The following is a 13464-nucleotide window of genomic DNA, read 5'->3' as shown; positions in this document are numbered from 1 at the left end:
GAAGGAACGCCGATGAACACCACCGACCGCAGCTTGGACTGGCTGTTGGAGAACCTGCTGGAGAAGACCCCGGGCTCGCGCCACGCCCTGGTGCTGTCACGGGACGGCCTCAAGCTGTGTCTCTCCTCCGGGTTGTCCGTGGACCAGGCCGATCAGCTGGCGGCCATCGCGTCGGGCATCCAGAGCCTCGCCCATGGCGCGTCCATCGAGTTCGGCGACGGAAGCGGCGGCGTACGGCAGTCGATGACGGAGTTCCACGGGGGAATTCTGTTCATCGTCGAGGCCGGCGAAGGCGCCCATCTCGCCGTGGTGGCCCATGACGATGCCGATGTCGGCATCATCGGCCACAACATGAACGAGCTGGTCGAGCAGATCGGCGACCATCTCCGGGCCGCTCCGCGGGTGGAAGCGGGCGGCAGCGGCGGCGGGGCGAAGGCATGATCCGAGGGCCGCTGGACAAGGAGGGGCCGGACCGGCTGTATACCGTCACCGGCGGCCGCAGCCGGGCCGACGAGAGCCGGTTCGACATGGTCACGCTGATCGTCAGCGAAAGCGATCCCACCCCAGGGATGCAGTCCGAGCACGTCAAGATCCTGCGGATGTGCCGCCGCCCCCTGTCGGTCGTGGAGATCTCCTCGTATCTGGAACTGCCCGTCAGCGTGGTCAAGATCCTGCTGTGCGACCTGCTGGACACCGGCCGGATCACCGCGCGCCATCCGCATGCGGCCCGCCCCGGCGGCCGGCTGCCCGGTCCCGAAACCCTGAAGAAGGTGCTCGTTGCACTCCAGAATCTCTGAGACCACCGTGAGCACCGCGCTCCCCGGCGGCGCCGGGCACGCCCCGCTGCAGGAGAGCGCGAGCAACGGTCTGAAGATCGTGATCGTCGGCGGGTTCGGCGTCGGCAAGACGACGATGGTGCAGTCCGTCAGCGAGATCCGCCCGCTCAGCACCGAGGAGACGATGACGCAGGCGGGCATCGGCATCGACGACGCCTCGTTCGTGCGCCACAAGACCACCACCACGGTGGCCTTCGACTTCGGCCGGATCAGCCTGGACGAGCAGATGGTGCTCTATCTGTTCGGCGCCCCGGGCCAGGAGCGGTTCTGGTTCCTGTGGGACCGGCTGTTCTCCGGGACGCTGGGCGCGGTCGTCCTGGTGGACACCAACCGGCTCTCCGACTCCTGGTACGCGCTGGACCGGCTGGAGCACCACGGCACCCCGTTCATCGTGGCCCGCAACAACTTCACCGAGCCGCAGCACACGCTGGAGGAGGTGCGGGAGGCCCTCGACCTCCCGCCCGAGGTGCCGATGATCGAATGCGACGCCCGCAAGCGCGACTCCAGCAAGGCCGTACTGGTCGCGCTCGCCCGCTACCTCTACTCCCTGTCCACCAACGGCTCCGCCGGGGAGACCACCGCGTGACCACCCCTGACCCCACGTCCCCGCTGGATGCCCTGCCCGGGGCCGCACCCGAGCCCGTCTTCCCATCGGCCCCCGCACCGCCCGACGGGGTGGTGCCCCCCGGGTCGGTGCCGCTGGACTACGGGCGGTTCCGGGACGAACCGATGGGGCTCTACCGCGAACTGCTCCGGGACCACGGCCCGGTCGTGCCCGTCCTGCTGGACGGCAAGATCCCCGTCTGGACGGTGCTCGGCTACCGCGAGGTGGTCCGGGTCACCACCGACCCCAACCTCTTCGCCCGTGACTCCCGCCGCTGGCACTCCTGGCATCTCGTACCGCCCGACTGGGAGTTGACGACCTTCGTCGGCTACCGCCCCACCATGCTCTTCAGCGAGGGTGCCGATCACCAGCGGCGGTCCGAGGCCATCTGCGACGGTCTCGCGTCGGTGGACCAGTTCGAGCTGCGCGCACAGTGCGAGCGCGTAGCCGACCGGCTGATCGACACCTTCGCGGGCAGCGGCCGGGCCGATCTGGTGGCCGAGTACGCCAGCCAGATCCCGCTGCGGGTGGTGACCCGCCTCTACGGCCTGGACGACACCGAAGCCGCCGCCATCCAGGACGATTCGCTCCACCTCACCGGGAACGACGCCCCCATCGCGCTGCAGAAGATGCAGACCCGGATGGAGACGCTGATCAAGCGCGTCCGGGAGAACCCCGACCAGCTCAGCGTCGCCGCCCATCTGGTGTCCCACCCCGCCGGGCTCACCGACGACGAGATCATCAACGACCTGCTCGGCTCCATCTACGCCGTCCAGCAGCCCACCAGCGACCTGATCGGCAACGCCCTCCGGCTGATGCTGACGGACGAACGGTTCGCCATCACCCTCTCCGGCGGCCGCCGCAGCGTCGGCCAGGCGCTCAACGAGGTGCTGTGGGAGGACACCCCGGTCCCGTTCTGGATCGGCCGCTGGGCCGCCCAGGACACCATGCTCGGCGGCCGCCGCATCAGGAAGGGCGACTGCCTGATGCTCGGCCTCGCCGCGGCCAACGCCGACCCCGACGTCCGCCCGGACTTCCACTCCGGCGCCGGCGGCAACCAGGCCCATATGGCCTTCAGCCACGGCAAACACGGCTGCCCCCCGGCCGCCCGCGAAATCGCCGAGGTCATCGCCACCGCCGCCATCGAGGTCCTCCTCGACCGCCTCCCGGACGTCACCCTCTCCGTCCCCGCGGACGAGCTCGAATGGCACGTCACCCTGATGATGCGCGGCGTGGCCGCCCTCCCCGCCGAATTCACCCCGGCCCACCTGCACTGACTCTCCGCCGTCCCCCGGTGGGCGCCGCACCACCGGGGGACCGGGACGGCCAGGACGTCCTGGACCGAGTGGAACCATTGCCCGCGCTGATCCCTGTTGGACAGTGGTTTCACGGCTCCGGGACACTGAGCGTGCACCACGTCCGTTTGCCGTCCTGGCTGGTGCCCCAATCCTCGGCGAGTGCGTCGACGATGAACATCCCTCGACCACTCTCCTCGCCTGGAGCGGGACACTTGACCGTCGGATGACCTGGAGCACCGTCACTCACTTCGATGCGGACCTCGCCCTTCTCGTGTGAGAGGGAAAGACCGACCTCATCCCCTTCCCCGTATCGGACGGCATTGGTGACCAGCTCGCTGATGAGCAACTGGGCCGTTTCCACACAGTTGGCGAGCCCCCACCGTCGGAGGCGGGCGGCACCGAGGTGTCGGAGTCGCGCCACCTGTTGAGGGGTCCGATGGCAAGACACGATGATGTGGTGGGGCTGGTCCATGCCTCTCCCAGGCAACCTTGCGGGGCTGTTCCATGTGTCGATCGCGCGGGAGGTATGCGCTGCGTGGCGGCGTGTCCCGAGTCGGCCCGTATCAAGGCTCGCAACGCCTTCGCTTCGGGAGCGATCGCAGTCAGCAAGGCATGCGTCATAGCGTGTCCTTCACACGTCAACAGCGGAGAATGCCGAATTGCCCGGCACGAAGTGCTCGCCGCGGAGATGCCCTCCAAGGCCGACCCCTGTCAGCGCAACGGCGAACGCAGAGCGGCTTGACGCCTCAAGCGTGACGGGCATCTCGGCGCAGATCCACCCTCAAAGGGTCGGCACAGTGACCACGACCTCATGCACAGCTTTGAGCAGACTGACGTCAGAGTCGGGTCAGAGTCCCTCAATCACCCATGAACGGTTCGAGTCGAGGGAATCCCTGCCGTAGCGTCGTGACCACGCGCTGGATACACCGCACAAGGGGGCATCGATGGCAACGCTCCTCCGAGTCCTGTTGGACCAGCAGGGCTGGAAGAACTACGCGAGCTTCGCCCATCAATTCCGACTGGCGGCACGAAGCCTGGCTCAGGAGACGGGCGAGGCGTCCCTGGCGACACTCACGCTCTCCGAGAGCACCTTCGAGCGTTGGTACTTCGGGAAAGTGACGCCGCAGAATGACGCCCGACGAGTGCTCACCCACCTGTTCAAGCGGCCGATCAACCAGCTTCTCGCCGACGTTCCCCATCCGGTCGAGCCGCCACCCCTGGACTACGGTGCGGTCAGCCCCGGCGCGCCGCATACCGAACTCCGCGCCGACCATGACGCGGATCCGTATTGGATGGAAAGGCACGCAGCCATGGCCGCAAGGCGCGCAATCCGATTCGCCATGGGCGCGGAGCGCAGCGAGGTGGGGCAGGAGACCCTGAGCTACCTCCAGGACGAGGCCCGTCGCATCGCGGAGATCTACGTTCGCGTCCCCCTGGGGACCATCCTGGATGACCTCATCCACAACCAGAACGAGACGTTCCGTCTGCTGGAGAGCGGCAACGCAAAGCCGTCACATGTCCGGGACCTCTATCTCCTGGGCTCACTCCAGTCCGGGATGCTCGCCAAAGCGAGCCACGATCTGGGGGATCCGCAGTCGGCCATGATGCAGGCCCGCACCGCGGTGGTCTGCGCCGACCAGGCCGAGCATCGAGGCATGAGTGCCTGGGTTCGAGGGCTTCAGTCCCTCATTTCGTATTGGGCCGACCGGCCCGAGGACGCCCTGCACTATGCCCGTCAGGGAACCTCCACGGGAACCGGGCTACGAGGCAGCATCACCATCTGGCTTGCCGGTCTGGAAGCGCGGGCCGCCGCTTTGGTGGGTGATGCGGAGACTGTCCACGCAGCCAACCGCCGCGCCGAAGAACTGCGGGACCGCACCGTGCCGGACGACCTGGACGCATTCGGCGGAGACTTCCACTTCCCGCAAGCCAAGCAGGCGTACTACGACGTCGAAGCCTGTGTCCTGCTCGGAGACGGCAGCAGCAACCTCGTAAGGCGCGCGGAGGATGCGGTGCGAAGCTATAGCGACCCCGAAGCTCCTCACTGGGCATTCGGCGATCAGGCCGGTACACATGCGGACCTGGCCCTCGCCCGGCTCTGCACAGGGGACTTGGACGGCGCAGTTGAAGCAGTTCAACCCGTACTCGACCTTCCGCCCAGCCAACGCAACGCCGGCATCATCGGCTCCCTTCAGCGGGTCAGGAGCTCTCTCATGCGCGGTATGGTGCGAGACGCGCGGGCAGCCAAGGAGTTGCGCGAGGAAATCGCAGCGTTCAGTAGTCGGCCGACACTTGCCCTGCCGAGCTGAGCGTCGAGAGTAGAGTCCCGCCATGTATCCGGTAATTCGCCACGGCATTCGCCTCTCACTTCGCGAACTCACCGTCGATGACGTGGACGCGGTCCTGGCGATCTACGGAAGCCCCGCCGCCACCGAGCACCTGAGCTTCACACCGCGCTCACGCGACGAGGTCAGCGGCATCGTCGAGCGGTCGGTGGACTCGGCGACGGTGACCCCACGCCAACAATACGCACTCGCTGTCGTCGAACGGGACAGACGCGAACTGATCGGATTCGCCCGCCTCGCTCTCGACCCGCATCAACAACGTGCAGCCACCATTGGATTCGCGCTGCGCCCCGACAGCTGGGGAGTGGGCTATGGCAGAGAGACCGTGCGCCTCCTCCTCAACCTCGCCTTCGCCGACCTGAACCTCCACCGGGTCTGGGCCGCTCGGGCTCCCCTCAATGTCGCCTCGGAGAAGACGCTCCTGGCGTCAGGCATGACAGAAGAGGGTCGAATCCGCGGCCACGTGCACGTACGGGGGGCCTGGCGGGACTCCATCGTCTATGGAGTGCTCCGCGAGGAATGGGACGGACAAGGCGACCACCGGTAGTCGCCTGTCGGCGACTCAGCGAATAGGGGGACGGCGCTGCCTCCCCCTTGGCGACGACCACACGCAGCCAGCGCCTGCCATGCGCGGCGCCGCTCCGAGAGGCGGCGCGACGTTGAACCTGTTCCCACGCCCCTCTCCGTGAAGAAAGGGAACGCCATGGACGTGCCGACCAGCACCGCCGGTACCGAACTCGACGAGCTCGGCAAGTTCTTTGCCCTCTACGCCGAACGCCAGTCACGCGGTGATGACCGTGTGATGCCGATGTTCTCCGCCCGCATCGATGCCGCATGGCACCGTCTGGCAACCGACTCGGCGGCCTTGGCCTCGTTCTGCCACCGTTACGCGGGCATCCCCGTCGGCCACGCGCCGGTCAAGGGCTCGGGGTGCGTGGACCCAATCCGCCAGGGCCCTGCCCTCTCCTCTTCTACTGAGCCAGGTGAACGTCGGCGATCCCGCAGCGGTGGGTCTTTGCCCGTACATGAACGCGGTGGCCAGAAACTGCCCATATCTGTCCCTGGCGACGCGGACCGGGCAGACACGGGGGATGCGTTACCGGCCCACTCCGGGCACCGGCCTGGAGACCATTGCGTCCGAGGTGTTCGCCATCGCTGTGGAAGCCGCCGAGGATGTGCGTAGGCGCCGAGCGGCAGGTGCCCGACTGGCGTGCGCCGTGATTGCGGTCGAAATCGCACCGCACCTCGGCCAACGTGTGCTGACCTGGCCGCACTGGGTTCTTAAGGCCGCCTACGGTCCGGTCGGCGTCGTGGCGGGCAAGTTCTGGCCGGAGCAGACGGCAACCGACCGCAGGGGACGGCCGGTGGTCCCGCCACCGCTTCCACTGCTCGCGGTGCGCGCTGCGGTGCCCGCCGTGGATGCCGGACTTCTATCCCGCACGCCGCGCCTGGCCGCCGTCGTCGGGCACGCCCAAGACGATGGCCGGGACGTCTTCGCCGTGGTCGGCGGGCTGAGTGGGGACCTTGATGTGACATGGTCGCGAATGCGGTCCTGGGCGGCTCATCAGCTGAAGGAGAGGTACCCCATGACGGATGAGAGAGCGCCGTGGGCGGCTCCCGTAAGAGCCCTGGCCGCATATCTGGCCGAGCGTGGTGAACAGGTCACCGGCGCCCGGAGGGTTTCCGACCGGCGTGGGTCGAGGGCATGGCAGGTAGTGGCGGCAAACGGCCGGTACGCGCTGAAGGCCAACGCCGAAGGAGACCACGTGGAGCGCGACAAACGCGCCGAGCTCGATCGGGAGGCGCGCGTCATCGCCGAACTCGATCGTCTGGCCGCCATCCCGTCCGGCTACCTGGTCGGGGCCGGGCACTGGGAGGCAGGCCACTGGCTGGCGGTGACCTGGGCGCCGGGCGCCCCCATGTGGAACGCCCTCGCCCCGGCTCGGCACGACGGCAGCCCGCACACTCGTCGCCTCCTCACCACATGCGCCCGGTCGATGGCGAGTGCCGGAGCGGCCCTCCACGCCGCCGGATGGGTCCATGCCGACATCCAGCCCACCAACACGCTGGTCACCGAGGACGGAACGGCCACGCTGATCGACTATGCGTTGGCGTGCGGTCCTGTGACTCCCGGTCGACCGGACCTGGAGACCGGCCGCGTGCCGTACCGAGGGGCCCTCACTCACACCACGGCTCCGGAAATCGCCCAGGCCGTGCTGGACACCTCCGAGTCCGAGCACATCCCCGTCGCAGCGGCATCCGATGTATGGGCGCTGGGCGCGTCGCTGTTCTGGTGCTGGACGGGGCAGCGGCCCGTGCCCTATCGCGAGCCGAGCGGTCCGCGACAAGAAAGGTTGCGGGATATCGCCGAGGGAATCACTCATGATCTCGCCTTGGTGCGACCGTGGCCGTTCCCGGCGTTCGAAGAGGCTCTGATGGCCTGTCTGCACCCGGATCCGCACAAGCGCCCCACGTCCGGTGAACTGACGGCCATCCTCGCAGGAATGACCTCGTGAGGGCTCGGCGTGCCACGAGTGCCGACGCACAGGAGCTCGTACGACTGCGGCACGTCATGTTCACCAGTCTGGGGCCCGTGCCGTCGGACGACACGTGGACGCGAAGGTGCCTGGGTGCCTTCGCCGAGCGACTGGAGCACGATCCGTCGCTCGTAGCGTTCGTGATCGGTGTCCCCGGCTCCGGACCACTGCTGTCCTGTGCCGTTGGCGAATACACAAGACGTCTCCCCAGCCCTCGATCCACCGCCGCCAACGTCGGACACGTGCACTCCGTGATCACCGACCCCTCGCACCGGCGTCGAGGCCATGGGCGGGCCTGCCTGATCGCCCTCGTGCAGTGGCTCGCCGAACACGACTGCTCACACGTACAGCTTCGTGCCTCGGCCGAAGGGCACGTGCTGTACGAACAGATTGGCTTCCACACCGTGAACGACGTCCACATGGTGTGGATGCCGCCGACAGCGCAACCTCGGGCGGGCTCAGAGGGCGGTCACTGAGCGGAGCCGGGCGCAGGGTAGGCCCAACGTGGCCCCTGGCAGCCCCGTCTTCGAGTCGTCGAAGTCCTCCTCGACCGCATCCCGGACGTCACCCTCTCTGCCCCTCGGACGACCGGTCATTCCTCCGCGTCGCGGACCAGGAGTGGTCCGACGACGAGCGGGGACGGGGCCTGGCCGTGGTGGAGGCGACCGCCTGGCGATGGGAGGTCGATCCGCTGCCCTGGGGGGAGGCGAGTGTGGGGGGAGTTGAGATGTGGGCTCGAGGGGTGAGGCCGGTGGGACCGGGGCCGGGCGCCACCGCGAGCGTCGGCCCATGGCGGGCCGTTTCGGTTCAGCACAACGGCACCAAGGGAGCGGCAATGAGCACCGTATTAGAGAGCCCGGCGGCTTCCCCGACGACCGCGCCGAGGGTGGTCGAGCTGGAGATCACCGGAGCCTGTCAGCTCCAATGCACGCAGTGCTTTGCCAAGTCGGGGCCGACCGGCACGCGCGGCGCGATGACGGCCGACGATTGGCGTCGGGTGATCAGCGACGCGGCTGCACTGGGCGCGCGCGAGGTGCAGCTCATCGGCGGTGAGCCGACCACGCATCCGGCATGGGCCGGATTGGTCGACCACGCGCTGAGTCTCGGTCTTCACGTCGAGGTCTACAGCAACTTGTTCCACATCAAGCCGGGTTGGTGGCGCCTGCTGGCCCGCGAGGGCGTGAAGCTGGCCACCAGCTACTACAGTGACCGTGCCGAGGAACACGACGCCATCACGACCCGACCGGGCAGCTACGAACGCACCCGGGCGAACATCGCCGAGGCTGTTCGGCGCGGTATCCCGCTGCGTGTCGGCATCGTGTCCGTGCTGTTGGGTCAGCGTGTGGGCGAGGCACGTCGGGAGCTGGAAGCGCTCGGCGTGACGGCGATACGCACGGACCGCTTGCGGCGCCTCGGCCGTGCCTCGCTGCCCGGGGCGGGGGCGGACACGGCGGAGCTGTGCGGGCGGTGCGGGCACGGACAGGTGGCCGTCCTGCCCTCGGGCGACGTGACCCCGTGTGTGATGGCGCGGTGGCTGACCACCGGCAACGTCCGGGAACGGGGCTTGGCCGCGATCCTGGGCGGCGAGGCATGGGCCGAGACGCTGAGCGCGATTCCGGCCCGCGCTGGGGGAGGTCCGTGTGACCCTGACTGCAAGCCCGCGTCGGACGGCGGCGACTGCTCGCCCGCCGAGCAGGAAGCATGCGACCCGAAGTACGACGAATGAGGCGGTTCATGGACTGGAAGCCCCACGCCGAACGTCTCGCGGCCGAGGTGGCCCCGCCCGTCTCTCGGTGGCGAGACGTGGTGGCCTCCACCCCCCGGCACCTCTTCGTGCCCCGGTGGTGGGAACCGGCGAGCGGCGGCACGTGGGCGTTGCGCGACGGGCCGGCGGACGAGGCTGCGTGGCTGCGTGCGGCCTACTCCGACACGTCCCTGGTGACCCGCGTCGGCCCGCTGCACGCCGACCGGGCAGGCCCCGATGACCGGCCGCGCGGCGTGCCCACATCGTCGAGCACCATGCCCAGCCTGGTGGTGCGCATGCTGCGCCACGGGCTGTTGTACGACGGCGCCGACCTCGGCCTCATCGGCACGGGTACCGGGGCCAGTACCGCCCTCGCCGCGCGGCGTCTCGGGGACAAGCATGTCACGGCCATGGATGTGGACCCGTACCTGACCGGGACGGCGGCCGATCGGCTTGCCTCTCTGGGCCTGTCCCCCCAAGTGGTCACCTGTGATGTCACGCGGCCGCTCCCGGGGGACTTCGACCGCATCGTGTCGATGGTGGCGTTGCGCAACCTCGCCAGCGTGACAGCCGCGCTGCGCCCCGGCGGGCGCCTGGTGACCACGCTCGCCCGTATGAGCGTGATCGTCACGGCCGACAAGGACGCCGACGGCTGCGCGCGCGGGGTCGTCGAGTGGGACCGGGCCGGGTTCATGAGCACCCGCACCGGGGCCGACTACCCGCCGGGGACGGAAGAGCTGTTCGCGGCCGTACGGGACCGCGAGGGCGAGCAGACGATCGAGGGCCGCTATCCGGTGCTCAACGTCGCGGAGGCGTGGGACGTGCGCGCCATGCTCGAACTCACCGCGCCCGGTGTCGAGACCCACTACGAGGAGCGCGGCGAGCAGCGCACGGCATGGCTCGTGCACGCCGACGGCTCATGGGCGCGCGCTTCGGCGACGTGGATCGACCCGCCCACGGTCCACCAAGGCGGCCCGCGGCGCCTGTGGACCGTGCTCGAACGCATCCGGCACCGGCTGAACGCTGAAGGCGGCTTGCCGATCTACGGTAGCCGCGTCCACATCACGCCTGACGGCGTGTGTCACTTCACGCGGGGCAAGTGGTCGGCCTCCTACGGCTGACCTCACCCGGCCGCCCCGCCCTGAAGACCATGAGCAAGAAGAGGAGCGTGCAGGACCTTCCTTCCCCTCGTGAGGAAGGTCCGGCAAACTCTGCGCCATGTTGGCTTAATGCGCTGTCGCGCGCATTAAGTAACGGGTGTCACACTAGCGAGGGGTGTGTACGCCGTGCAATGGGTTACCGGGCGTTCGGCGCCCGGACGTCGTGAAGATCTGGTGCTCACGAAGGTGGAGGGGCCGTAGAGTCGGCGCGTCATGACAGAGCGACCACCGCATGGGTCGGCTCGCCCCGGGGGGCGTACGGCCCGGACTCGGGCCGCCGTGTTGGCGGCCGCTTACGAGGAGCTCGACCGCGACTCGTTCGCCGAGCTCACCCTCGATCGGCTCGCGCGGCGGTCGGGGGTGCATGTGTCGACCATCCGGCGCCGCTGGCGCACGGTGGAGGGGGTGGTCGTCGATCTGCTGGCCGAGCGCAGTTCGACGCTGCCCACCCCGGACACCGGTGACTTCCACCGGGACCTGAGGGAACTCACCCAGGCCATCGCGGACTTCAACAACGCCCTGCGCAACCGCAATGTCATGCAGGGGCTGCTCGCGGCCGCCGCGCATGACGTCCGGGTCGAGGAGATCGTCCGTAACGCGTTCGTCCGGCGGACCGCGGAGGTGACCCTGATCGTGCGGAACGCGGTGGAGCGGGGGGACATCCCCGAGGAGACCGACGCGTGGGAGGTCATCGCCTCGCTGGGGGCGCCGCTTTACTACCGGGTGCTCATCCTGCGCGGGTCCATCGACGATCGGCTGGTGCACACCACCGTCGAGGCGACGTATCAGGCGGCCCGGTCCGGGGTGTTCGTGCGGAAGGGGTGATGGCGCCCCGCGGCCCCCGGAGCGGACCCCGGGGGGCGAGGGGCGCCATCGGCGGGCGTCAGGAGGACGCGCCGCGAGCCTTGAGCATGTCGGCCATCAGCTGGATCTCCGACTGCTGGCCCTGGACCATCGTCTGGGCCAGATGCTTCTCGGTCGAGTCCTTGACCAGCTCGACCGCCCCCTTCGCCATCTCGACGCCGCCCTTGTGATGGGCGGTCATCAGCTTCAGGTAGAGCACCTCGGCCGCCTTCCCCTTGGCCTTGCGCAACTCGTCGAGCTGGCTGTTGGTGGCCATGCCCGGCATGAGCGAGCCGTCGTGCGGCTTGTACGTGGAGCCCATGCCCTTCATCGAGCCGTGGTCCATGCCCTCCATGCCGTCCGACGACGCGTGCTTCATCCACGTCATCGGCGGGTCCTCGGACGTCTTGTCCAGCCCCCACATGTCCAGCCAGCCCTGGAGCATCCCGGCCTGGGTGGCCTGGGTGCTGGCGATGTCGAACGCCAGCCGCCGCACCTCGTCGTCGCCGGTGCGGTCGCGCACGATGAACGACATCTCCACCGCCTGCTGATGGTGGACGGACATGTCGCGGGCGAAACCGGCCTCGGCCGAGGTGTCCTTCGGCGTCCCCGTGTCGGTCGAGCCCTCCGAGCGGTCGCTCGTCAGCCACAGCACCGCGACCGCCACCAGCGTCAGCAGGGCGAGGGCGGCGGCGATTCCCGCCACCAGCGGCTGGCGGGAGGCGCGTCCGACGGCTGTCCCGTCGCTCACGAAGTCTTCCCGTTGGTGCAGTAGGCGCCGGGCTCGGGCGTCTGCTTGCCCTGGACGAACTTCTTGAAGAAGTCGGCCACCCGCGGGTCGGACGCCTGTCGGACGTCGAGCTGATTGCCCCAGGCGTTGAGGACGATCGGCGCGTCCTGCTCCTGGTAGGGGCTCATCAACGAGTACGGGGTCTTCTTGACCCGCGCCGAGAGGGCGGCGACGTCCTCCTTCGACGCCTTGTCGGTGTACGTCACCCACACCGCGCCGTGCTCCAGCGAGTGCACCGCGTTCTCCTTGGCCAGCGGCTTGGTGTAGACATCGCCGTTGCAGTTCTGCCAGACCTGGTTGTGGTTTCCGCCGACCGGCGGCGACATCGCGTACTTCACCGAGCCCTGGACATGTGTCCGGCCCAGGTTCTTCCAGGTCTTCATGCCCTTGAACTCGCCGGTCTTCACGACCGACGAGACCACCTTGGCCTCCTTCTTCTCCTTCTTGTCGCTCGCGTCGACGAGGAAGTAGCCCCCGACGGCCAGTCCGGCGACGATCACCGTGACCGAGGTGATGGTGATGATCCGGTACCGGCGCTCGCGCGCCTTCTCGGCGCGGCGCAACTCCTCTATCTTCGCGCGGCGGTCGGCCGCCGCGCCCTTCGTCTTCGATCCCTTGGAGCCCATGGCTGTCCTCAACCTCGCAGTTCGCGCAGTTCGCGCTGTTCGCACACTGGATGGGTGGAGCGGTGCATCGCGGTGACCGGCGTCGGCCTAGGTCCGAAGTACTTGGAGCTGGTGGAGGCCGAGGGCGCGGACGGGACGGTCCGGCGGCGCCCGGGCGGAGTCCGGGTCCGGGCGGCCGTCGGGCGGCGGAACCTCGGCGAGGGAGGGCGGGGGTACGGGCGTGGGCACCAGGGCCTGGACGATTCTCTGGGGGCCCGCGACACAGTTGTCGCTTCCGGTGCCCGAGCCGGAGGTGTCGAACGGGCGGTGCCCCGGAGCCGGATACGCGACCGGGTCCTCGTGCGGCTGGGCCCGCGCGGTCTCCGCCAGGGGGTGCGGGCACCCCGTCGACAGGGCGTCGTGGCCGGCGGCGGGATGGACGCACGAGGGCGCCACCCATATCGCCGCGGCGAGCAGCAGCACGGCACGGCAGAGGACGGAAGGCACGGTGCCGCGCACCGGGTCCCTCCGTATGTGGCCCCTCCGTATGCGGGGCTCTCCTCCGCGCTGCCCTCTGCCCATCGCGCCAGATCGTAACCACTGCGACTGTCGCGACTGAATGGGTCCATGGCGGAACGCGGCAAACGCCTGGTGGCGGCCCGGTGTCAGCAGCTGGTGGCGGCCCGGTGTCAGCCGCGCCGC

The 13464-nt window shown here is 69.0% G+C and carries 15 protein-coding genes; 11 read left to right on the top strand and 4 right to left on the bottom strand.

The genetic code is table 11. The features are described 5' to 3' along the window. Positions 1-12 precede the first annotated feature (12 nt). Genes ACMTAK_RS25380 through ACMTAK_RS25365 form a run of 4 tightly spaced genes read left to right on the top strand, consistent with a single transcriptional unit; the run spans position 13 to position 2717 of the window. A complete protein-coding gene (locus ACMTAK_RS25380) occupies positions 13-441 on the top strand; it encodes a roadblock/LC7 domain-containing protein (RefSeq protein ID WP_020869870.1) in 429 nt (142 codons plus the stop codon). After that, positions 438-797: a DUF742 domain-containing protein gene (locus tag ACMTAK_RS25375; RefSeq protein ID WP_020869869.1), complete on the top strand. Its 360-nt coding sequence runs from the start codon at positions 438-440 to the stop codon at positions 795-797. The genes ACMTAK_RS25380 and ACMTAK_RS25375 overlap by 4 nt, the downstream gene beginning before the upstream one ends. Then, complete coding sequence (locus ACMTAK_RS25370) at positions 778-1422, top strand: GTP-binding protein (protein ID WP_413808341.1); 645 nt, start codon at positions 778-780, stop codon at positions 1420-1422. Before ACMTAK_RS25375 ends, ACMTAK_RS25370 begins: the two co-directional genes overlap by 20 nt. Further along, the gene (locus tag ACMTAK_RS25365) at positions 1419-2717 is read left to right on the top strand and encodes a cytochrome P450 (protein WP_413808340.1); all 1299 of its coding nucleotides are present in this window, start codon (positions 1419-1421) and stop codon (positions 2715-2717) included. The genes ACMTAK_RS25370 and ACMTAK_RS25365 overlap by 4 nt, the downstream gene beginning before the upstream one ends. 109 nt (positions 2718-2826) lie before the next feature. On the opposite strand, the gene ACMTAK_RS25360 is transcribed toward ACMTAK_RS25365, so the two are convergent. Further along, positions 2827-3210, bottom strand: a complete 384-nt coding sequence (locus tag ACMTAK_RS25360) for an ATP-binding protein (protein ID WP_413808339.1) — start codon at positions 3208-3210, stop codon at positions 2827-2829. A 472-nt stretch (positions 3211-3682) separates the two neighbouring features. Between ACMTAK_RS25360 and ACMTAK_RS25355 the strand changes: the two genes are divergently transcribed. The 7 genes from ACMTAK_RS25355 (at position 3683) to ACMTAK_RS25325 (ending at position 11349) form a co-directional block, all read left to right on the top strand. Continuing rightward, positions 3683-5047: a hypothetical protein gene (locus tag ACMTAK_RS25355; protein ID WP_413808338.1), complete on the top strand. Its 1365-nt coding sequence runs from the start codon at positions 3683-3685 to the stop codon at positions 5045-5047. Between the two features lie 22 nt (positions 5048-5069). Beyond that, positions 5070-5630 (top strand): GNAT family N-acetyltransferase, encoded by a 561-nt coding sequence (locus tag ACMTAK_RS25350; RefSeq protein ID WP_413808337.1) that lies wholly within the window; start codon positions 5070-5072, stop codon positions 5628-5630. A gap of 1039 nt (positions 5631-6669) precedes the next feature. Then, the gene (locus ACMTAK_RS25345; RefSeq protein ID WP_413808336.1) at positions 6670-7599 is read left to right on the top strand and encodes a protein kinase domain-containing protein; all 930 of its coding nucleotides are present in this window, start codon (positions 6670-6672) and stop codon (positions 7597-7599) included. Between the two features lie 56 nt (positions 7600-7655). After that, a complete protein-coding gene (locus ACMTAK_RS25340; protein WP_413808335.1) occupies positions 7656-8096 on the top strand; it encodes a GNAT family N-acetyltransferase in 441 nt (146 codons plus the stop codon). Positions 8097-8506: 410 nt separating this feature from the next. Then, positions 8507-9346: a radical SAM protein gene (locus ACMTAK_RS25335; RefSeq protein WP_413808334.1), complete on the top strand. Its 840-nt coding sequence runs from the start codon at positions 8507-8509 to the stop codon at positions 9344-9346. An 8-nt stretch (positions 9347-9354) separates the two neighbouring features. Then, positions 9355-10485: a methyltransferase domain-containing protein gene (locus ACMTAK_RS25330; protein WP_413808333.1), complete on the top strand. Its 1131-nt coding sequence runs from the start codon at positions 9355-9357 to the stop codon at positions 10483-10485. A gap of 252 nt (positions 10486-10737) precedes the next feature. Continuing rightward, entirely contained in the window at positions 10738-11349 is a 612-nt protein-coding gene (locus tag ACMTAK_RS25325) for a TetR-like C-terminal domain-containing protein (protein ID WP_413808332.1), read from the top strand. Between the two features lie 58 nt (positions 11350-11407). Here the strand turns inward: ACMTAK_RS25325 and ACMTAK_RS25320 are convergent, their stop codons facing one another. From ACMTAK_RS25320 to ACMTAK_RS25310, 3 genes are all read right to left on the bottom strand, one after another. Next, entirely contained in the window at positions 11408-12118 is a 711-nt protein-coding gene (locus ACMTAK_RS25320) for a DUF305 domain-containing protein (protein WP_413808331.1), read from the bottom strand. Next, positions 12115-12783 carry a DUF3105 domain-containing protein gene (locus ACMTAK_RS25315; protein ID WP_413808330.1) on the bottom strand — a complete coding sequence of 223 codons (669 nt, stop codon included), beginning with the start codon at positions 12781-12783 and terminating at the stop codon, positions 12115-12117. Before ACMTAK_RS25315 ends, ACMTAK_RS25320 begins: the two co-directional genes overlap by 4 nt. A gap of 87 nt (positions 12784-12870) precedes the next feature. Next, complete coding sequence (locus ACMTAK_RS25310) at positions 12871-13281, bottom strand: hypothetical protein (protein WP_413808329.1); 411 nt, start codon at positions 13279-13281, stop codon at positions 12871-12873. Positions 13282-13464 lie beyond the last annotated feature (183 nt).

It is taken from the genome of Streptomyces lacaronensis (genome assembly GCF_047337785.1).
GTDB lineage: Bacteria > Actinomycetota > Actinomycetes > Streptomycetales > Streptomycetaceae > Streptomyces > Streptomyces lycopersici.
Note: the sequence above shows the minus strand (reverse complement) of the source record. Positions and strands in the feature narration are given on the sequence as shown.

What these genes read in the sequence shown, in the direction of transcription:
- ACMTAK_RS25360 (WP_413808339.1), bottom strand. Translation starts at nt 3,210, where the DNA reads ATGGACCAGCCCCACCACATCATCGTGTCTTGCCATCGGACCCCTCAA.
- ACMTAK_RS25380 (WP_020869870.1), top strand. Translation starts at nt 13, where the DNA reads ATGAACACCACCGACCGCAGCTTGGACTGGCTGTTGGAGAACCTGCTG.
- ACMTAK_RS25325 (WP_413808332.1), top strand. Translation starts at nt 10,738, where the DNA reads ATGACAGAGCGACCACCGCATGGGTCGGCTCGCCCCGGGGGGCGTACG.
- ACMTAK_RS25345 (WP_413808336.1), top strand. Translation starts at nt 6,670, where the DNA reads ATGACGGATGAGAGAGCGCCGTGGGCGGCTCCCGTAAGAGCCCTGGCC.
- ACMTAK_RS25315 (WP_413808330.1), bottom strand. Translation starts at nt 12,783, where the DNA reads ATGGGCTCCAAGGGATCGAAGACGAAGGGCGCGGCGGCCGACCGCCGC.
- ACMTAK_RS25375 (WP_020869869.1), top strand. Translation starts at nt 438, where the DNA reads ATGATCCGAGGGCCGCTGGACAAGGAGGGGCCGGACCGGCTGTATACC.
- ACMTAK_RS25330 (WP_413808333.1), top strand. Translation starts at nt 9,355, where the DNA reads ATGGACTGGAAGCCCCACGCCGAACGTCTCGCGGCCGAGGTGGCCCCG.
- ACMTAK_RS25355 (WP_413808338.1), top strand. Translation starts at nt 3,683, where the DNA reads ATGGCAACGCTCCTCCGAGTCCTGTTGGACCAGCAGGGCTGGAAGAAC.
- ACMTAK_RS25350 (WP_413808337.1), top strand. Translation starts at nt 5,070, where the DNA reads ATGTATCCGGTAATTCGCCACGGCATTCGCCTCTCACTTCGCGAACTC.
- ACMTAK_RS25340 (WP_413808335.1), top strand. Translation starts at nt 7,656, where the DNA reads ATGTTCACCAGTCTGGGGCCCGTGCCGTCGGACGACACGTGGACGCGA.